This is a genomic window from Streptomyces sp. NPDC007157, from assembly GCF_040634235.1.
Taxonomy (GTDB): domain Bacteria; phylum Actinomycetota; class Actinomycetes; order Streptomycetales; family Streptomycetaceae; genus Streptomyces.
In genome coordinates this window covers 23,912-42,442 of sequence record NZ_JBEYFE010000015.1, presented here as the reverse complement: position 1 = coordinate 42,442, position 18,531 = coordinate 23,912, and the positions used below count along the sequence as shown (strand labels likewise).

Here is an 18,531-nt window from a genome sequence, read left to right as displayed (position 1 = left end):
GGCGACGGTTCGTGACGATCGCCGCAGAGGCCTACCGGGCCGCGGCCGCCCCGCTCGGCTCCGGTCCCACATAGCGTGCCACCGGCCGGATGATCTTCGAGTCGGCCGCCTGTTCCAGGATGTTGGCGCTCCAGCCGACCGCGCGGGCCGCCGCGAACGTCGGGGTGAACATCTCCCGGGGCAGGCCGCAGAGTTCCATGACCACGCCCGCGTAGAACTCGACGTTGGTGTGGAGTTCGCGGCCGGGCTTCAGTTCGGCGAGGATGCGCTCCACATGGCGCTCGACCTCGACGGCGAACGCGACCCGGGGGCCGCCGAAGTCCTGTGCGATCTCGCGCAGCATGCGGGAACGCGGGTCCTCCGTACGGTAGATCGCGTGCCCGAAGCCCATCACGCGGTCGCCGGCCAGGACTCGTTCGCGGATCCACGGGTCGATCCGGTCCGGTGTCCCGATCGCGTCAAGGGTGTCCAGCGCCCGGCTGGGCGCGCCCCCGTGCAGAGGCCCGGACAGCGCACCGACCGCTCCCACGAGGCAGGCCGCGACGTCCGCGCCGGTCGACGCGATGACGCGCGCCGTGAATGTTGACGCATTGAATCCGTGATCAATGGTTGAGATCAAGTATTGCTCGACCGCACGCGCCCGCCGGGTATCCGGTTCCGAACCCGTCAACATGTACAGGTAGTTGGCCGCGTACGACAGGTCCGCGCGCGGCTCCACCGGGTCGAGCCCCTGTCCGAGCCGGTACAGCGCGGTGAGCAGTGTCGGTACGGCAGCACAGGCGACGACCGTGTCGGCCCGCCGCCGGTCCGCGTCGATGTCGTACACCGGCCGGAACCCCCGCGCCGCGCCGAGCAGCGAGAGCGCGGTGCGCATCCCGGCCAGCGGTCCGGACCCGCCGCTCGCCGCGGCCACCGCGGGCAGCGCCGCCCGGACCTGGTCGGGCAGGTGCCGCAGCGCGGCGGTCTCGGCGGCGAAGGCGGCGGCGCGCGTCGCGTCCGGCAGTTCGCCGTGGACCAGGAGGTGCCAGACGTCCTCGAAGCCACGGGTGCGGGCGAGTTCGACGGCCGAGTACTGCCGGTAGTGGTAGAAGCCCTCGGCTCCTCGGACGTCCCCCACCTCGGTGTCGGTGACGACGACACCGGCGAGCCCGCGCGGCGCGTCGACCAGGGTCGACGCGCTCCTGCTGACGGTCATGACATGCCCTCCGCTTTCCTCCCTGAACTTGATTCGACTGTCCATGCTTGACTCATTGTCTGTCAATATTGATTGAATCAATACACGTCGGACCCGACTACGGTGGCGCCATGCGCGATCAACAACCCGCTCCCGGCAGTCCCGCGCGACGGCTGAGCACCAAGGAGACCGCCGAGCTGCTCGGGGTGAAACCCGAGACCGTGTACGCCTATGTGAGCCGTGGCCAGCTGAGCAGCAGGCGTGAGCCCGGCGGCCGCGCCAGCACCTTCGACGCCGGCGAGGTGGCGGCGCTCGCCCGGCGCAACAGGCGGGATGCCGCGGGGAGTCCGGGGTCCGGCGTGGATCTGTCGGTGCGCACCCGGATCACACTGATCGAGAAGGACCGCTACTTCTTCCGGGGCGTCGACGCCACCGAACTCGCCGCGCGCCACTCCTACGAGGAGGTGGCCGAGTGGCTGTGGACGGGCCGGATGACTCCGGGCGTGACCCTCACCGCCCCGCAGGACACCGTCGCGATCACGCGCCGGGCCGTCGACGCGCTGCCGGAGCACACCTCCCCCACCGACCGGCTGCGGGTCGCCACGATCGCCTCGGCCGCCGAGGATCCGCTGCGCTTCGACCTGTCCGAGGACGCCGTCCTCGGCACCGCGCGCGTGCTGATCCCCACCCTGGTCGCGGCGTTGCCCGTGCAGCGCGAGCGCCGGGACGACGACGGCCCGCTGGCCCACCGGCTGTGGCGCCGGCTGACCGGCATCGACCCCAGCGACGCCGCGCTGCGCGTCCTGGACACGGCGCTCGCCCTGCTCGTCGACCACGACCTGGCCGCCTCCACGCTCGCGGTCCGGCTCGCCGCCTCCGCACGCGCCCACGCCTACGCGGCCGTGTCGGCCGGGCTCGGCGTCCTCGAAGGCCCTCTGCACGGCGCCTCCAGCGGCCTCGCCCACCGGATGCTGCTCGACGTCCTCGACCAGGGCACCGCCGTCCCGGTGATCGCGGACGAACTCCGCGCGGGCCGCCGTATCCCCGGCCTCGGCCACCGGCTCTACCAGGGCGAGGACCCACGCGCGCGGGTCCTGTTCGGCCTCCTGGAGGAGGTCCCCCGCGCGGAGCCCGCCCTGCTCGCGGCCCGGGACGTCGTCGCCACGACCGCCCGGCACGCTCCGCTGCACGCCAACGTCGACCTGGCGCTGGCCGTGTTCACGGCCTCCTGCGGCATGCCCGCCACCGCGGGCGAGACGATCTTCGCCGTCGCCCGAACGGCGGGCTGGATCGCGCACGCCCTGGAGGAGTACGGGGAACGCCCGCTGCGGATGCGTCCCAGCGGCCACTACGTCGGTCCGAAGCCGCCGCAGCCGCTGCCGCTGCCGGAGTAGCCCACCCGGGCAGCCCACCGGAGAGGCGAACGGGCCGGGGCCGGAAGTCACCCCGGAGCAAAGTCAGGTTAGGCTCACCTCTGTGAGTAGGTGCACAACCGTCTCCCGGATGCTTGACGAGCCCGTTTCCGGCACCGCGGCCACCGCGACGACGTGGCTGCTGCTGGAACAGCCCGGCCCGTGGGGTGCCAAGGCGCTCACTTCGAGCCATCTGGACCCCGCCCTTGGCCGCGCCCTGGAGGCCGCCGCCAAGGACACCGGCGTGCGGATCGCGCTCATCCGCCGCCCCGGCCGCCACGCCGATCCGGGCACCCCCGCCGTGCGCCAGGTGTACGCGGCCCACACGGTTCCCGGGAACATCTGGCTGCACAGCGCCGCCACCCGCGACCCCGAGCGGCTGCTCGACCTCGACTTCGCCGCGCTCGGTGCGGGCGACCACCGATCCTTCGGTGCGGCGCTCGACGGCCGGCCGCACTCGGGCAGCCCTCTCGCACTCGTCTGCACCAACGGCAAGCGCGACCGCTGCTGCGCCCTGCTCGGCCGCCCGCTGGCCGCCGAACTGGCCGCGTCCGGCGTGACGGGCACCTGGGAGGTCACCCATCTGGGTGGTCATCGCTTCTCGCCGACGGTGCTCGTGCTGCCGTACGGCTACGCGTACGGCCGCGCCGAGGCCCATGCCGTCAAGGAGGTCCTGCACGGCGCCCAGGAGGGCCGTGTGGTGCTGGAGGGGTGCCGTGGGTGCTCCGCCTGGGAACGGCCCGGCCAGGCGGCCGAGCTGGCGGTGCGCGAGGCGGCGGGCGAGTACGCGGCGGGCGTGCTGAGCGTCGTACGGACCGAGGGCGCGGCCCCGCACTGGGACGTCACCGTCGCCCACGCCGACGGCCGCCGCTGGCGGGTCGGCGTGGCCCAGGGCACCTCCCTGCCGCCCCGCGCGGAGAGCTGCGGGGTGTCGGTGCTGGGGTCGCCGGCCCGGATGGACGTGGTGTCGCTGCGGGAACTGCGGACGACGACGGCTCTGGCGAGCTGACGCGGCCGCGAAGGGGGAGCCGACGCTGCCGCGAAGGGGGAGCCGACGCGACCCCCGACGGCGGATTTCCCCAAGAAATAGTCAAGAGATCCACGCCACACCCCCTACGGCCGGGCCCGCACCCCCACGTACCGTCGTGGGCATGAGCCCCACTCCTCCCGCACGCCGCCTGCGTCTCGGCCTGCCCCGACGGGCGTTCTCGCAGGTCCTGCTGATGCAGGTGGTGATCGCCGCCGGGGTCGCGGTGCTGGCCACCGGGCTCTTCCTGGCACCGCTGAGCAAACAGCTGGACCAGGAGGCCATGCGCCGGGCACTGGCGATCGCCCAGACCACCGCCCAGGACCCGCAGATCGCCGAGGGCGTCCTCACCACGCGGCCGAGCACGACCGGCCCGGTGCAGCGGGAGGCGGAGCGGATCCGGAAGGCCACCCGCGCCGAGTACATCGTGGTGATGGACCTGCGGGGGTACCGGTGGTCGCACACCACGCTCTCGGAGATCGGCCGCCATGTCTCGACCTCCCCGAAGGAGGCGCTGGCCGGCAAGGACGTCATGCAGATCGACAACGGCACCCTGGGCCGCTCCGCGCGCGGCAAGGTGCCGTTGTACGACGCGAAGCACCGGATCATCGGGGCGGTCTCGGTCGGCATCGCGTACGACAGCGTGCGGGCGCGCCTGCTCAGCGCGATCCCCGGGCTGTTCGCCTACGCCGGCGGCGCTCTCGCGGTTGGTGCGCTGGCCGCCTGGCTGATCTCCCGGCGGGTCCAGCGGCAGACCCGCGACCTGGCCTTCTCCGACATCTCGGCGCTGCTCGCGGAGCGCGAGGCGATGCTGCACGGCATCCGGGAGGGCGTCGTCGCGCTCGACCGCGGCGGCCGTATCCGCCTGCTGAACGACGAGGCGAGACGACTGCTCGGCATCGGCGACGAGGCCGTCGGCCGGTCTCCCGACGAAGCGCTCGGCGGGGGCCGCACGACCGATGTCCTGGCCGGCCGGGTGACCGGCACCGATCTGCTCACCGTGCGCGGCCAGCGGGTCCTGGTCGCCAACCGCATGCCCACCGACGACGGCGGCGCGGTCGCCACCCTCCGTGACCGCACCGAGCTGGAGCAGCTCGGCCGCGAACTCGACTCCACGCGCGGACTGATCGACGCCCTGCGCGCCCAGGACCACGAGCACGCCAATCGCATGCACACCCTGCTCGGGCTGCTGGAGCTGGAGATGTACGACGACGCCGTGGACTTCGTGGGCGAGGTGGTGGGCGACCACCGGGTCACCGCCGAGCAGGTCACCGAGAAGATCCATGACCCGCTGCTGGCCGCCCTGCTGGTCGGCAAGGCCACCGTCGCGGCCGAGCGCGGGGTCGCCCTGTGGGTGTCGGACCGCACCTGGCTCCCGGACCGGCTGATCGACCCCAGGGGCCTGGTCACGGTCGTGGGCAATCTCGTGGACAACGCCCTGGACGCGGTCGCCGGCACCGCGCACGCGCGCGTGGAGGTCGAGTTGTGCGCCGAGGGCCGCGCGGTCGTCCTCAGGGTGCGCGACACCGGGCCCGGGATCCCGGCGGAGCAGCGGGAGCTGGTCTTCACCGAGGGGTGGTCCACCAAGAAGCCGCCCGCGCACGGCAAGCGCGGCATCGGGCTCTCGCTGGTGCGCCGGCTCGCCGAACGGCAGGGCGGCAGGGCGGACGTGGGCGAGGCGGACGGCGGGGGCGCGCAGTTCACGGTCGCGCTCCCCGAGGCACTGACCGAGCCGGAGCCGGAACCGGCGCTCGTCCCGGCCGGCGAGGAGACGCGATGATCGAGGTCCTGGTAGTGGACGACGACACCCGGGTCGCCCGGGTGAACGCCGCCTACGTCGAGAAGGTACCCGGCTTCCGGATGGCCGGCGAGGCCCACAACGCGGCCGAGGCGCTGCGCCAGTTGGAGACGCTGCCCCGCCTCGACCTGGTCCTCATGGACCACTATCTGCCCGACGACACGGGTCTCGCGGTGGTCCAGGAGATGCGCCGGCGCGGCTACCGGACCGACGTGATCATGGTGACGGCGGCCCGGGACGTGTCGACCGTGCAGGCGGCGATGCGGCACGGCGCTCTGCAGTACCTCGTCAAGCCGTTCGCGTTCGCCGGGCTGCGCGCCAAGCTGGAGGCCTACGCCGAGCTGCGGCGCACCCTGGACGGCGGCGGCGAGGCCGAACAGGCCCAGGTGGACCGCATCTTCGGCGCCCTGTCCACGGCGTCCGAGCCGGTCCTGCCCAAAGGACACTCCCCCACCACCGCCGAGCTGGTGCGCCAGTCGCTGATGAACGCCCAGGGCCCGCTGTCGGCCCAGGAGATCGCCGACCGGACCGGGGTGAGCCGCCAGACCGCCCAGCGCTATCTGAAGCTCCTGGAGCGCACGGGACGGGCCCGGCTGACCCTCAAATACGGCGACGCGGGCCGCCCCGAACACCGTTACGTGTGGGCGACCCGCGGCTGAACGCCTTCGGCCCTGCCGTCGCTTGACGGCCTCTGTTCAGCAGCCTCTACTCGGCGGCAGCTACTTGGCAGCCGCTACTTGGCAGCCTCGACGAACTCGGTCGTGTACGTCTTGCTGAGGTCGACATCGGCGTTCTGGATGTTCGTGTTGAAGGCCTTGAGCACCTTCTCCACGGTCTCCGGGCCGTTCTCCGGCATCACGCCGTCGTCGGTGAACATCGGCAACGTGCTCTTGATGGACTGCGTGTAGAGGGCCTTGTCGCCCTGGGCGTAGTCGGCGGGCATCTTGGCCGCTATCTCGGCGGCGCTGTGCGTGGACATCCACTTGAGTGTCTTGACGAATGCATTGACCAACTTCTGGACGGTGTCCTTGTGACCGTTGACCCAGTCCGTCTGCATGTACAGGCTCGACGACGGGTACGGGCCGCCCAGCGCCTTCTGGGAGCCTTCCGGCGTCCGCATGTCCAGCAGGACCTTGCCCGCCTTCTTGTCCAGGATGGTCGCCACCGTCGGATCGGTCGTCATGCCGCCGTCGATGGAACCCTGCTGGAGCGCCGAGATGAAGGTCGCGCCCGCTCCGACGGCGACCGGCGAGAAGTCGCTCACCTTCACCCCGTTCTTGACGGCGAGGTACTTGGTGAGGAAGTCGGTCGACGACCCGAGGCTGGTGATGCCGAGCTTCTTGCCCTTGAAGTCCTTGGGCGAGGTGATGTCGCCGGCCGCCTTGGTGGAGACGACCTCTACCTCGCCGGGAGCGCGTGAGAACTGCACCACGGACTCGACCGCCTTGCCCTTGGTCTGGAGGTCCAGCGTGTGGTCGTAGAAGCCGACCGTCCCCTGGACCTGCCCGGCGACGAGCGCGGTCTCGGCCTGCACCCCGGCCGGCTCGGTCAGCAGTTCCACGTCGAGGCCCTCGGCGTCGAAGTAGCCGAGCCGCTGGGTGAGCATGGCCGGCATGTAGATGACCTTGTCCAGGCCACCGACCATGATCTTGACCTTCGTGCCCTTGCCGTCACCCTTGCTGCCGGAGCCGGTGGAGGCGGTGCTCGCCGCGTCGTTGGCGCAGGCGGTGAGGGAGGAGAGGGCGAGCAGGCCGGCGGCGGCCAGGGTGGAGTATCTGACGGACTTGCGCATGACGTTCACGTCCTTGTGAGAGGGCGGTGCGGGGAGAAGTCGAGAGGGGTGGTCAGCTGTCGGAGTCCGACGGCTTCCATCGGAAGATGCGGCGCTCGGCGAAGGTGAGCAGTCCTTCGGCGGCGAGCGCGACGACGGCGAGGATGACCATCGCGGCGTACACGCCGGCCGCGTTGAAAGTGCCCTGCGACTGCGCGACGAGCAGGCCGATGCCCTTGGTGGCACCGATGTACTCGCCGACGATGGCGCCGATCAGGGCGAAGCCGAAGCTGACGTGCAGGCTGGTGAAGATCCAGGAGGTGGCGGAGGGGATGACGACCTGGAGGGTCACCCTGCGGTCGCTCGCGCCGAGGATCCGGGCGTTGGCGACCAGGTTGCGGTCGACCTCACGGGCCCCCTGGAAGGCGTTGAAGAACACCGGGAAGAAGACCAGTACGACGGCGGACGCGACCTTGGACGAGGCGCCGAGCCCGAACCAGATCACGAAGATCGGGGCGAGCACGATCCTGGGGATCGAGTTGAGCACCTTGATGTAGGGACCGAGGACATCGGCGAGGAACGCGATGCGGCCCAGGGCGATACCGCAGACCACACCGGCGATGACACCGATGACCCAGCCGAGCAGCGCCTCGTAGAGCGTGTACCAGATCTGCTCGCCCAGGGAGCCGAGGGCGGTGCCGTGGGTCACCCAGGTCCAGATCTGGTCCCAGATCTTGGAGGGCATCGAGAAGTTGAACGGGTCGATGACCGCGGCCCGGGACAGGACCTCCCACAGGCCGAGCACGGCCACCAGCAGCAGCACACGCACGGCGAGCACGATCGCCTTGCGTCTGCGGGCGGCCTGGGCCCGCGACCGGGCGCGGTCCGGGCTGGTCTTGGCCGTGTCGACGACCGGTGTGCTGAGCACCTCAGGCGACATGAGCGGCACCCCTCTCGCGGGTGATGCGGACCTCTTCGCCGAGGGACTCCCAGATCTCGCGGTAGATCTCGATGAACCGCGGCTCCAGACGCACCGACTCGACCTTGCGGGGGCGGGGCAGGTCGATGTCGAAGACCTGCTTGACGGTCGCGGGCCCGGCGGTCATGACGACGACCTTGTCGGCCAGCGCGATCGACTCCTCCAGGTCGTGGGTGACGAAGACGACCGAGGCGCCCGTGCCCTCCCACAGCTCAAGGAGTTCGTCCGACATCAGGGCCCGGGTCTGCACGTCGAGCGCGGAGAACGGCTCGTCCATGAGCAGAATCTCGGGGTCGTTCACGAAGGTCGCGGCGAGCGCCACGCGCTTGCGCTGCCCGCCGGAGAGCTGGTGCGGGTAGCGGTCCTCGAAGGCGGCGAGGCCGACCCGAGCCAGCCATTCGCGGGCCTTCTCCCTGGCCTCCGCCTTGGGCACGCCCCTGAAGCGGGGCCCGGCCATCACGTTGGACAGCACCGTCCGCCAGGGGAAGGTGGCGTCCTGCTGGAAGACGAAGCCGACCTTGTCGCCGACGCCGGCCACCGGCTCACCGGCCACCAGCACCTCGCCCTCACTGGGCTCCTCCAGCCCGCTGACCAGGGTCAGCGTGGTGGACTTGCCACAACCCGTCGGCCCTACGACGGCCACGAACTCACCACGCCCCACGGTGAGGTCGAGGTCGCGGACAGCCGTGTGCAGACCCCCCGACGGGGTCTTGAAGATCTTGCTCGCGCCCCGCAGCTCGATGGCGGGGCTGGTGTCTGCGCTCATGGGCCGGGACGGTAGGTGTGGCCCGGACCACAGCAGCAGTCTTCTGGGCACAAGCCGTTCTTTTGCTCGCAAGCATCTGTTGTGCTCTTTTTGCTCGCGCTACAACTGCGGAGCCGAAACACGGGCTTAACGCTCGCCGGCCTTGAAGGAGAGGCCTGATGATTGACGTCCTGGTAGTCGATGACGACTTCCGTGTCGCCGAGATAAACGCCAAGTACGTGGGGAAGGTTCCCGGCTTCCGGGTGGCCGCCCGCGCGCACAGCGCCGCCCAGGCCCTGGCCGCCGTGAACCGAGGCACCATCGACCTGGTCCTGCTGGACCACTACCTGCCGGACCGGACCGGCCTCGAACTCGTCCACCAGATGCGCGAGCAGGGCCACGGCACCGACGTCATCATGATCACGGCGGCCAGCGATGTGATGACCGTCCAGAAGGCGATGCGCCTGGGCGCCCTGCACTACCTGGTCAAGCCGTTCACCTTCGCCGCGCTGCGCACCCGCCTGGACTCCTACGCGGCCCTGCGCCGTACCGTCGACCGGGTCGGCGGCCGGGGCCTGGCGGGCCAGGAGCAGGTCGACCGGATCTTCGGCGCCCTGCGCACCTCACCGGCACCGTCCATGCCCGGCCTGCCCAGCGGCCAGTCCGAGCCCACGACGGACCTCATCTGCGGCGTCCTGCACCGCGCCGACCATCCGCTCTCCGCCCACGAGGTCGCCGCCGAGACAGGCCTCAGCCGCTCCACCGCCCAGCGCTACCTCCGTCACCTGGAACAGGTGGGCCGGCTCCGCCTGTCCCTGAAGTACGGCGACACGGGCCGCCCGGAGCACCGGTACGCCTGGGTGGCGCCATAGCGGCTCCCTACGGGTCAGACGGCTCCCGCCCCGGTCAGCGACCGCACCTCGGTCTCCGCCTGCTTGGCCTCGTCCGGGACCTCGTCCGAGGTGACCGTGCCGAGCCACCCGGCGAGGAAGCCCAGCGGGATGGAGACGATCCCCGGGTTCTGCAACGGGAAGTACTGGAAGTCCACGCCCGGGAACAACGCGCCCGGGCTTCCCGAGACCACCGGGGACAGCACGACCAGCCCCAGGGCCGGGACCAGCCCGCCGTATACGGCCCACACCGCGCCGCGGGTCGTGAAACCCCGCCAGAACAGCGAGTACAGCAGCGCGGGCAGGTTCGCCGAGGCGGCCACCGCGAAGGCCAGCCCCACCAGGAAGGCGACGTTCATGTCGCGGGCCAGCAGGCCGAGGGCGATCGCCACCACCCCGATGCCGACCGCGGCCGTCCGCGCCACCGCCACCTCGCTGCGCTGCTTGGCGTGCGGTCTGCGCAGCGAGGCGTACAGGTCATGGGCGACGGACGCGGAGGAGGCAAGGGTGATCCCGGCGACCACCGCGAGGATCGTCGCGAAGGCGACGGCCGCGACCACCGCGAACAAAACCGTTCCGCCTGTGGAGCCCGCGCCGCCGCCCAGATCGAGCGCCAGCAGCGGAACGGCCGTGTTCCCCGACGCGTTCGAGGCGCGCACCGCGTCCGGCCCGACGAGGGCCGCCGCCCCGAAACCGAGCACGATCGTCATCAGGTAGAAGCCGCCGATCAGCCCGATCGACCAGACCGCCGAACGCCGTGCCGCCCGCGCCGTGGGCACCGTGTAGAAACGGGACAGGATGTGCGGCAGCCCCGCCGTGCCCAGCACCAGCGCCAGCCCCAGACTGATGAAGTCCAGCCGGGCGCTCCAGCTGCCGCCGTACTTGAGGCCCGGCGCCAGGAACGACTTCCCGTGCCCACTGCGGTCGGCCGCGGTGAGCAGCAGGCGGTCGATGTCGCCGTGGAACCGCAACAGCACCAGCACGGTCAGCACCACCGTGCCGCTGAGCAGCAGGACCGCCTTCACGATCTGGATCCAGGTGGTCGCCCGCATCCCTCCCAGCGACACATAGATCACCATCAGCGCGCCGACCCCGATGACCGTCCACGCCTGCGCGGCCTGGCTCGTCCGCCCCAGCAGCAGCGCCACCAGGCTGCCCGCCCCGACCATTTGCGCCACCAAATAGAGAACGGACACGGTGATCGAGGAAGTTCCCGCCGCGATCCGCACCGGCCGCTCCCGCATCCGCGCCGCGATCACATCGGCGAGCGTGAACCGCCCGCAGTTGCGTACCAGTTCGGCCACCAGGAACAACACGACCAGCCAGGCGACCAGGAAGCCCACCACGTACAGCAGCCCGTCGTAGCCGAAGAGCGCGATGAGTCCGGTCACGCCGAGGAAGGAAGCCGCCGACATGTAGTCGCCCGCGATGGCAAAACCATTCTCCATCGGGGAGAAGAGCCGCCCGCCGGCATAGAACTCCTCCGCCGAACCATGCCGTCGCCGGCTCACCCACGTCGTGATCCCGAGCGTCACCGCGACGAACACGCTGAACAGCAGCAGAGCCAACGTCTGATGTTGCCCCGTCATGACTCACCACCCCGGGCGCCCCTGGTCAGTTCCTGTGTGTCCCAGCGCAGTTCCAGCGCGGCACGGTCCCTGCGCAATCGCGCGTGCCGGGCGTAGGCCCAGGTGAGCAGGAACGTGGTGAGGAACTGCCCGAGGCCCGCGACCATCGCCACGTTCACCGCCCCGGCGACGGGCCTGGCCATCAGCCCCGGCGCGGTCGTCGCGGTCACCACATACCCCACGTACCAGGTGAGGAAGACGACGACTCCTGGCACAACGAACCTGCGGTAGCGGCTGCGCACCTCCTGGAAGGCCGCACTGCGCTGCACTTCCAGATACACGTCACGGGCGCGAACGGCCGCCCCGTCCCGCTCCGCCCGTGCGGCCGGTACGGCGGGAGCCGGTACCCCGGTGCCGTCCAGCTCACCCCAGCCGGAGGCCAGCGCGTCGTACCAGGGATCCTCGTACCTGACTTCTCGGGAGGCCGCGCCGTACTCGCCCTGGTCCTCGTGCTGCTCGGCCGAACTCTCGGGACCGCCCCCGCCGTCGCGGTGACGATCGTTGCTTGACTGCATGCCCAAGGATGGACAGACCGGGAAGATCCCCGACACTTCTTCCCGCGGCTCTTCACCCCATCAGGTGACTCAATGCGCTGGTGGTCGCACCAATCCCTTCGCATAGGCATAACGCACCGCCTGGGCCCGGTCCTTGAGGCTCGTCTTGGCGAAGAGGTTGTTGATGTGTGTCTTCACGGTCGCGGTGGAGACATGCAGTCTGCGGGCGATCTCCTGGTTGGTGAGCCCCTCGGCGATCAGCACCAGGACCTCCGTCTCCCGCACGGTCAGCCCGTCGGGCGCCTCCGTGGCCAGGTCAGTCGGCTCGGGCTGTGACAGCCTTTCCAGCAGCCGCCGTTGGATGCTCGGCGACAGTCCCGCGTCTCCCGAGAGCACGCTCTGCACCGCCCGCACGATCTCGTCGCCGCCCGCGTCCTTGGTGAGATAGCCACGTGCACCGGCTTTCAGCGCCGGGAACAGCGACTCGTCGTCCGCGAACGTGGTGAGCACCACGACCTGTGTCCCCGGGTACTCTGACCTGATCCGCCGGGTCGCCTCCACACCGTCGCAACGCGGCATCCGCAGATCCATCAGCACCACGTCCGGGGCGAGTTCGGCGACCAGCCGCACAGCTTCCTCCCCGTCGGCCGCCGCTCCCACCACCTCCACGCCGGGCAACAGGCCGAGGAGCATCACGATGCCCTCCCTGACCACTGTCTGGTCGTCGGCGACCACCACCCGCGCGGGCTTCTGCTCCAGCTCCGTCATACGGGCACCCTCAACGTCACCTCGAACCCCTCGTCCTCACGCCCTGCCTCCAGCGAGCCACCCAGCAACTCGGCCCGCTCCCGCATACCCAGCAGACCGTACCCACTGCCCGCGCCGGTGAGGTCGCCGGGACGCCCGCCCGAATCCCTGACGTTCAGGGTCACTTCGTGCTCCTGGTACTCCAGCCGTACCTTGACCTTGGCGCCGTAGGCATGTTTGCGGACGTTCGTCAGCGCCTCCTGGGCGACGCGTCGTACGGTCTGCGACGCCTCCGCGGGCAGGGCCCTGCGTTCACCCGTGACGGTGACCTCGGCACCGTCGGTCGAAGCGACGATCTCCGTGAGGAACTCCTCCAGCGGGGTCAGCTCGCCGCGCAGGGCGGACAGGGCCTGACGGGTCTCGGCCAGGCCGTCCCGGGCCATTCCCCGGGCGGCCACGACCCGTTCGAGGATCTGCGCCCGGTCTGCTCCGCGCTCGATCAGCAGCCGCGCCGCCTCCAGGTGCACCATCTGGGCCGAGAGACTGTGGGCCAGCACATCGTGGATCTCCCGCGCGATCCTGGCCCGCTCCGCCAGCGCCGCCGACTCCGCCTCGGCCGCTCTCGCCGCGCGCTCCTGGGCCAGCAGTCGCTGAGCGTGGCCTCGGGCCTCGGCATCGAGTCTCATCACGTAGCCGGCGAGTGCCAGTCCGACGACGGTGGCCGCGGTGGTCAGCCATACATCGTTGTTGAACGCGGAGTACGAGGCCAGGGCCACGGATGTGACGGGCACCGCGATCGCGATCGGCAGCCGCTCCAGGGCGGAGATGCCGCAACCGCACCAGATCACGAGGGCCGGTCCCCGGAATCCGTTGGCTTCCGCCGCGACCGCGACGGCCAGGAGGACAGCGATGAGGAGCAGGGAGGGCACGAGCCGGTGGGCGTACGTGGTCCGGTAGAAGCCCCAGGAGGCGACGGCGGTCACGACGACACCGGCCACCGCGGCGGCCATGCCCCAGCCGTGGACGTGCGACTGGTTGAAGGCGCCCCACAGCAGCAGGGCGACGAGCACCAGCCGTACGGCCCAGGCGAGCATGCGCCGGGGCAGGGTGACCCCCGCGCGGCCCAGCGCCTCGCGCGACGGCCAGCGCGTCCAGACGTTCTCCGTCACACGCCTTCCTTCCTGGTGACCCGGGCCATGCCGTCACCGTACGCCCGGGTGTGAGCGCCCGCGGGCGGGGCGGAGGGGAGGGACTGCGCACGCCAGACGAGGATGCCGGCGCGAACCAGGAGAGTGACCGCCAGGCCGAGCATGAGAGCCGAGCTGTCCTGGTGGACGCCGACGACGGCGCCGATGGCGACGAGACCGACGCGCACGGCTATCCCGGCGAACCAGACGATCGCGCTGGCCTTGGTGCTCTTGGTCCATACGACCCCGTCGGGCTCCGTCCACACCCGGGTGGTCCAGGCCCAGGCGGCACCCATCCCCAGTCCCACCAGCAACTCCGTGCCGAGCAGCAAGGCGGATTCGGTGCGGTGATGGGCGTCGAGTATGCCGGGTTCGCGCAGCGCGACTACCGCGAGGATCACGGGCAGCAGCCACCAGCGCCGACCGGTGTCGATCGGGCGGGCGCGGAACTGGCGCACGATCACCACCACGACGACTGCCACGATCAGCAACGCGTTGACGAGCCCGGCCATCAGTGCCTCCGTGAGCGGGAAGGGGCGGTGCCGGGAGCGGGAGCTGCCGACACCCCCGACGCTACGGAAATGCGCAGGTGAGCAAATCGGAGTGTGGGTGGATCACGGGTGGAATCCAACGAGCGGGATCTCTCCACCCCCAGGTGGAGAGATCCCTACGCACGGCTGCGCGGACCCTGCCGCCGCCGTGCAAGGCCGTGTAGCGGCCGAGGGACGGACAACCCACAGGGACGACGATGGGCGGGAAGACGAGCCGCAGGCCGCAGGCCTCACCACCGCGCGACCCACCGTCGCCCGGTCGCCCCCGTCCGACTCATCCGACTCGCCCGCGCCCAGCTCACCGCCCCGTCGGCCAAGGCCCAGCGCGGCGGCTACGCGTCGATCCGCGAGCGGTCCAGCGTCGCCGCCGAGCCGGAGATGAACTCCTTTCGGGGAGCCACGTCGTTGCCCATCAGCAGGTCGAAGACCTGCTCCGCCGCTTCGAGGTCGGAGAGGTTGATCCGACGCAGGGTGCGGTGACGCGGGTCCATGGTCGTCTCGGCCAGCTGGTCGGCGTCCATCTCGCCGAGACCCTTGTAGCGCTGGATGGAGTCCTTGTACCGGATGCCCTTGCTCTGGAACTCCATGAGCTTGTCGCGCAGCTCACGGTCCGAGTACGTGTACACGTACTTGTCCTGGCCCTTCTTGGGCTGGACGATCTCGATGCGGTGCAGCGGCGGCACCGCGGCGAAGACCCGGCCGGCCTCGACCATGGGCCGCATGTAGCGCTGGAACAGCGTGAGCAGCAGGCAGCGGATGTGGGAGCCGTCGACATCGGCGTCGGTCATCATGATGATCTTGCCGTAACGGGCCGCGTCGATGTCGAAGGTGCGGCCGGAGCCCGCCCCTATGACCTGGATGATCGCGCCGCACTCGGCGTTCTTGAGCATGTCCGTCACCGAGGACCGCTGCACGTTGAGGATCTTGCCCCGGATCGGCAGCAGCGCCTGGAACTCCGAGTTCCGGGCCAGCTTGGCCGTACCGAGCGCGGAGTCTCCCTCGACGATGAAGAGCTCGCTGCGCTCGACGTCGTCACTGCGGCAGTCGGCGAGCTTGGCCGGCAGGGACGAGGACTCCAGGGCGGTCTTCCGGCGCTGCGCGTCCTTGTGCTGACGGGCGGCGATACGGGTCCGCGCGGCGGCGACCACCTTCTCCAGGACCACCCGGGCCTGGGCCGCCGAGTCCCGCTTGGTGGAGGTGAGGAACGCCTTCAGTTCCTTGGTGACCACGTTGTTCACGATCCGGCGGGCCGCCGAGGTGCCGAGGACCTCCTTGGTCTGGCCCTCGAACTGCGGCTCGGCGAGACGGACGGTGACGACGGCGGTGAGGCCCTCCAGCGCGTCGTCCTTGACGATGTCGTCCTCGGCGACGCGCAGCAGCTTCTTGGCGCGCAGCACCTCGTTGAGGGTCTCGCGGACGGCCTGCTCGAAGCCGGCCATGTGGGTGCCGCCCTTGGGCGTGGCGATGATGTTGACGAACGACCTCATGGTCGTGTCGTAACCGGTGCCCCAGCGCAGCGCCACGTCGACGCCGAGTTCGCGGGTGACCTCGGTGGGGGTCATCTGGCCGTGGTCGTCCAGGACCGGGACGGTCTCCTTGAAGGTGCCCTGTCCGGAGAAACGGAGGACATCGCAGACCGGCCGGTCGGTGGCCAGGTACTCGCAGAACTCGCTGATGCCGCCGTCGAAGCGGAAGGACTCCTCGCCCTTGCTGCCGTCCGCGCCGAGGCCGTACTCGTCACGGACGACGATGGTCAGGCCGGGCACCAGGAACGCGGTCTGGCGGGCCCGCTGGTGGAGGGTCTCCAGGGTGAGCTTGGCGTCCTTGAGGAAGATCTGGCGGTCGGCCCAGTAACGCACGCGCGTGCCGTTGCGGGTCCTGGGGATCTTCTTGGTCTTGCGCAGACCGCTCTTGGCCTCGAACTTCGCGTCCGGGCCGTCACCCGCGAAGACGCCCGGGACACCGCGGCGGAAGCTGATCGCGTGCACATGGCCGCCGCGGTCCACCTCGACGTCGAGCCGCGCGGAGAGCGCGTTGACCACCGAGGCGCCGACGCCGTGCAGACCGCCGGAGGCCGCGTAGGAGCCGCCGCCGAACTTGCCGCCGGCGTGCAGCTTGGTCATCACGACCTCGACGCCGGACAGGCCGGTCTTGGGCTCGACGTCCACGGGGATGCCGCGGCCGTTGTCCCGGACCTCGACGGAGCCGTCGTCGTGGAGGATGACCTCGATGTGGTCGCCGTAGCCGCCCAGGGCCTCGTCCACGGCGTTGTCGATGATCTCCCACAGACAGTGCATCAGGCCGCGACTGTCTGTCGAGCCGATGTACATACCGGGGCGCTTGCGCACTGCCTCGAGCCCCTCGAGGACGAGCAGGTGCCGCGCGGTGTAGTTGGAGCCGTCCCGGTCTGCTCCTGCCAGCAGCGCTGTGGACGGCACGGACGTATCGGCGGTCACGCGGTTCGCTCCTCGCTGAATTTCAGTGGAGCCCCTTTTGGGTAAGGGGCCGGCTTCGGTCGCCGTTCAGAGGGTACCGAGGCCTGGTAGAGCCGTTGTAACGCCACCCTCGTCGTGAACTCACCCTAGTCCAGGGTCGCATGCGTGTTCGATCCCTCGATGGAGTGAAGTACATATCACGTTCCCTTCGAGGCATGAACCATTTAGGCTCCGGGCACGTCCTCACAAACAACCGGCAACCCGGCCGGGAGGATGAGACCGAATGAATCGCGCGAACCCGTAAGCACCGAAGACGACGCACTACGGCACATTCGCCGCCAACCGGCAGCAGACGGCCACCTCGAAAGATTTTTTTCGAGGAGAAGCCCCGAGCGGGAACGTTTTCGGGCTGGTTGGATGTTGACCCTGGTACGACAGCTCGTCGAGCTAGAGAAGAGGCGACGTGACTACTGTTCTGACCCCCGCGAGCCACCTGACGGCCGCCGATCGCTGCGACCGCTGCGGCGCCCAGGCATACCTGCGCGTCGTGCTGCTCAGCGGCGGAGAACTGCTCTTCTGCGCCCACCACGGACGCAAGTTCGAGCCGGAACTCAAGAAGATCGCCGCTGAGATACAGGACGAGACGGAGCGGCTGACGTCCGTTCCGAACACCGCCTCCGAAGATGAGCGCTGACCTCTCGCACACACGACGAGCCAGCTCCGGCCCAGACCGGTGAACGGGCGGCCGCTCCTTCGGGAGCGACCGCCCGTCGTCATGTGCCCACAGCAGCCCTCAGGAGGGCTTGTGCGGCCCTGGTGAGCCACTGAGGCCACCGCCCGACCCAAGGGCCCGTACGACCTCGGAGACGCGCGTGTAGACGCCGGGACTCCCCGGGCGGCCGCAGCCGCTGCCCCACGACACGAGTCCGATCAGCCGCCCCTCCGCCACCAGTGGTCCTCCGCTGTCCCCCTGACAGGCGTCGGGACCGCCCGGGGTCTCCCCCGCGCACACCATGGAATCCGCCCGGTAGGTGCCGTCGACGCCGCCGGGATAAGCCCGCTCGCACGCCTGGTCGGGCAGCACGTGGACCTGCGCCGCGTACAGCCGGCGCGCGTAGTCGCCGCCTCCCGTGATGTCACCCCATCCGGAGACCAGGGCACCGGTGCCGGGCCGATAGGCGGCGTCGCCCTTGGCGGCCATCTTGACGACGGCGTCGGCCGGCAGGGGCTGCGCGAGGGTGAGGACGGCGAAGTCGCCGGTGTTCGCATCGGCGTCGTAGCGCGGATTGACCCGTGCGACGGTCACCGGGATCTCCTGGCCCCGCGTCGAGAGGAGATCCGTGCGCCCCGCGATGACCTTGAGGTCGCGCACCCGGCCGGCAGGCCCCCCGATCACCTCGTCGGCCAGGCAGTGGGCCGCGGTCAGCACCGTGGTCCGCCCGATCGCCACCCCACCGCAGAACTGGCCGGCCCGGGTACCCCCGAACCGGTCACGGCTGGACAGCGCGACCGTCCAGGGAGTCTGCGAGACATCGACGGGAAACCCGCCGACGACAACGCTGTCGGCGACTGCCGGAGGCGGGCCGGCCAGCGGTATTACGGCGGTGACGGCCGCCAGGATCAGCGGTCGGATCAGGACCGGGGCAAAGGGACGGCACATGCACGCTCCTCACTCTGGGTGGTACCAGGACAC

General features: G+C 70.5%; 17 protein-coding genes. 6 read left to right on the top strand and 11 right to left on the bottom strand.

From position 1 onward, the window contains the following. Positions 1–31: 31 nt before the first annotated feature. The gene (locus tag ABZ642_RS26040) at positions 32–1,195 is read right to left on the bottom strand and encodes a citrate synthase/methylcitrate synthase (protein WP_360488706.1); all 1,164 of its coding nucleotides are present in this window, start codon (positions 1,193–1,195) and stop codon (positions 32–34) included. Between the two features lie 110 nt (positions 1,196–1,305). Here ABZ642_RS26040 and ABZ642_RS26035 point away from each other — a divergent pair, with 110 nt between their 5' ends. The 4 genes from ABZ642_RS26035 (at position 1,306) to ABZ642_RS26020 (ending at position 6,070) form a co-directional block, all read left to right on the top strand. Then, the gene (locus ABZ642_RS26035; protein WP_360488703.1) at positions 1,306–2,568 is read left to right on the top strand and encodes a citrate synthase; all 1,263 of its coding nucleotides are present in this window, start codon (positions 1,306–1,308) and stop codon (positions 2,566–2,568) included. Between the two features lie 82 nt (positions 2,569–2,650). Further along, positions 2,651–3,595, top strand: a complete 945-nt coding sequence (locus ABZ642_RS26030) for a sucrase ferredoxin (RefSeq protein ID WP_360488700.1) — start codon at positions 2,651–2,653, stop codon at positions 3,593–3,595. A 142-nt stretch (positions 3,596–3,737) separates the two neighbouring features. Next, the gene (locus tag ABZ642_RS26025) at positions 3,738–5,393 is read left to right on the top strand and encodes a sensor histidine kinase (protein ID WP_360488697.1); all 1,656 of its coding nucleotides are present in this window, start codon (positions 3,738–3,740) and stop codon (positions 5,391–5,393) included. After that, positions 5,390–6,070, top strand: coding sequence for a response regulator (locus tag ABZ642_RS26020; protein ID WP_360488694.1), 681 nt, complete (start codon positions 5,390–5,392; stop codon positions 6,068–6,070). Before ABZ642_RS26025 ends, ABZ642_RS26020 begins: the two co-directional genes overlap by 4 nt. 74 nt (positions 6,071–6,144) lie before the next feature. Here the strand turns inward: ABZ642_RS26020 and ABZ642_RS26015 are convergent, their stop codons facing one another. From ABZ642_RS26015 to ABZ642_RS26005, 3 genes are read right to left on the bottom strand one after another with little or no spacing between them, the layout of a single operon-like run. Next, complete coding sequence (locus tag ABZ642_RS26015; RefSeq protein WP_360488691.1) at positions 6,145–7,203, bottom strand: ABC transporter substrate-binding protein; 1,059 nt, start codon at positions 7,201–7,203, stop codon at positions 6,145–6,147. A 52-nt stretch (positions 7,204–7,255) separates the two neighbouring features. Beyond that, positions 7,256–8,122 carry an ABC transporter permease gene (locus tag ABZ642_RS26010; RefSeq protein WP_360488688.1) on the bottom strand — a complete coding sequence of 289 codons (867 nt, stop codon included), beginning with the start codon at positions 8,120–8,122 and terminating at the stop codon, positions 7,256–7,258. Continuing rightward, complete coding sequence (locus ABZ642_RS26005; RefSeq protein ID WP_360488685.1) at positions 8,112–8,927, bottom strand: ABC transporter ATP-binding protein; 816 nt, start codon at positions 8,925–8,927, stop codon at positions 8,112–8,114. Before ABZ642_RS26005 ends, ABZ642_RS26010 begins: the two co-directional genes overlap by 11 nt. Positions 8,928–9,085: 158 nt before the next feature. On the opposite strand from ABZ642_RS26005, the gene ABZ642_RS26000 reads away from it, so the two are divergent. Beyond that, positions 9,086–9,778, top strand: a complete 693-nt coding sequence (locus ABZ642_RS26000) for a response regulator (protein ID WP_360488682.1) — start codon at positions 9,086–9,088, stop codon at positions 9,776–9,778. A 14-nt stretch (positions 9,779–9,792) separates the two neighbouring features. Here ABZ642_RS26000 and ABZ642_RS25995 read toward each other — a convergent pair whose 3' ends face one another. The 6 genes from ABZ642_RS25995 to ABZ642_RS25970 all read right to left on the bottom strand — a co-directional run bounded on the left by ABZ642_RS25995 (position 9,793) and on the right by ABZ642_RS25970 (position 16,859). Beyond that, a complete protein-coding gene (locus ABZ642_RS25995) occupies positions 9,793–11,385 on the bottom strand; it encodes a cation acetate symporter (protein WP_360488679.1) in 1,593 nt (530 codons plus the stop codon). Next, positions 11,382–11,939 (bottom strand): DUF485 domain-containing protein, encoded by a 558-nt coding sequence (locus ABZ642_RS25990; RefSeq protein ID WP_360488676.1) that lies wholly within the window; start codon positions 11,937–11,939, stop codon positions 11,382–11,384. Before ABZ642_RS25990 ends, ABZ642_RS25995 begins: the two co-directional genes overlap by 4 nt. 69 nt (positions 11,940–12,008) lie before the next feature. Beyond that, positions 12,009–12,686 (bottom strand): response regulator transcription factor, encoded by a 678-nt coding sequence (locus ABZ642_RS25985; RefSeq protein ID WP_360488673.1) that lies wholly within the window; start codon positions 12,684–12,686, stop codon positions 12,009–12,011. Beyond that, positions 12,683–13,834: a histidine kinase gene (locus ABZ642_RS25980; protein ID WP_360488670.1), complete on the bottom strand. Its 1,152-nt coding sequence runs from the start codon at positions 13,832–13,834 to the stop codon at positions 12,683–12,685. The genes ABZ642_RS25985 and ABZ642_RS25980 overlap by 4 nt, the downstream gene beginning before the upstream one ends. Further along, a complete protein-coding gene (locus tag ABZ642_RS25975) occupies positions 13,831–14,364 on the bottom strand; it encodes a DUF1453 domain-containing protein (RefSeq protein WP_360488667.1) in 534 nt (177 codons plus the stop codon). The genes ABZ642_RS25980 and ABZ642_RS25975 overlap by 4 nt, the downstream gene beginning before the upstream one ends. A gap of 371 nt (positions 14,365–14,735) precedes the next feature. Further along, positions 14,736–16,859 carry a DNA topoisomerase IV subunit B gene (locus ABZ642_RS25970; protein WP_360488664.1) on the bottom strand — a complete coding sequence of 708 codons (2,124 nt, stop codon included), beginning with the start codon at positions 16,857–16,859 and terminating at the stop codon, positions 14,736–14,738. Positions 16,860–17,301: 442 nt separating this feature from the next. Here ABZ642_RS25970 and ABZ642_RS25965 point away from each other — a divergent pair, with 442 nt between their 5' ends. After that, on the top strand, positions 17,302–17,532 hold the full coding sequence (locus ABZ642_RS25965; protein WP_351326738.1) for a hypothetical protein: 231 nt from the start codon (positions 17,302–17,304) through the stop codon (positions 17,530–17,532). A 99-nt stretch (positions 17,533–17,631) separates the two neighbouring features. Here the strand turns inward: ABZ642_RS25965 and ABZ642_RS25960 are convergent, their stop codons facing one another. Next, on the bottom strand, positions 17,632–18,498 hold the full coding sequence (locus ABZ642_RS25960; RefSeq protein ID WP_360488661.1) for a serine protease: 867 nt from the start codon (positions 18,496–18,498) through the stop codon (positions 17,632–17,634). Positions 18,499–18,531: the final 33 nt, after the last annotated feature.

Coding starts and splice junctions, on each gene's coding strand:
- ABZ642_RS26040 (WP_360488706.1), bottom strand. CDS start 1,195: ATGACCGTCAGCAGGAGCGCGTCGACCCTGGTCGACGCGCCGCGCGGG.
- ABZ642_RS26035 (WP_360488703.1), top strand. CDS start 1,306: ATGCGCGATCAACAACCCGCTCCCGGCAGTCCCGCGCGACGGCTGAGC.
- ABZ642_RS26025 (WP_360488697.1), top strand. CDS start 3,738: ATGAGCCCCACTCCTCCCGCACGCCGCCTGCGTCTCGGCCTGCCCCGA.
- ABZ642_RS26020 (WP_360488694.1), top strand. CDS start 5,390: ATGATCGAGGTCCTGGTAGTGGACGACGACACCCGGGTCGCCCGGGTG.
- ABZ642_RS26015 (WP_360488691.1), bottom strand. CDS start 7,203: ATGCGCAAGTCCGTCAGATACTCCACCCTGGCCGCCGCCGGCCTGCTC.
- ABZ642_RS26010 (WP_360488688.1), bottom strand. CDS start 8,122: ATGTCGCCTGAGGTGCTCAGCACACCGGTCGTCGACACGGCCAAGACC.
- ABZ642_RS26005 (WP_360488685.1), bottom strand. CDS start 8,927: ATGAGCGCAGACACCAGCCCCGCCATCGAGCTGCGGGGCGCGAGCAAG.
- ABZ642_RS26000 (WP_360488682.1), top strand. CDS start 9,086: ATGATTGACGTCCTGGTAGTCGATGACGACTTCCGTGTCGCCGAGATA.
- ABZ642_RS25995 (WP_360488679.1), bottom strand. CDS start 11,385: ATGACGGGGCAACATCAGACGTTGGCTCTGCTGCTGTTCAGCGTGTTC.
- ABZ642_RS25990 (WP_360488676.1), bottom strand. CDS start 11,939: ATGCAGTCAAGCAACGATCGTCACCGCGACGGCGGGGGCGGTCCCGAG.
- ABZ642_RS25985 (WP_360488673.1), bottom strand. CDS start 12,686: ATGACGGAGCTGGAGCAGAAGCCCGCGCGGGTGGTGGTCGCCGACGAC.
- ABZ642_RS25975 (WP_360488667.1), bottom strand. CDS start 14,364: ATGGCCGGGCTCGTCAACGCGTTGCTGATCGTGGCAGTCGTCGTGGTG.
- ABZ642_RS25960 (WP_360488661.1), bottom strand. CDS start 18,498: ATGTGCCGTCCCTTTGCCCCGGTCCTGATCCGACCGCTGATCCTGGCG.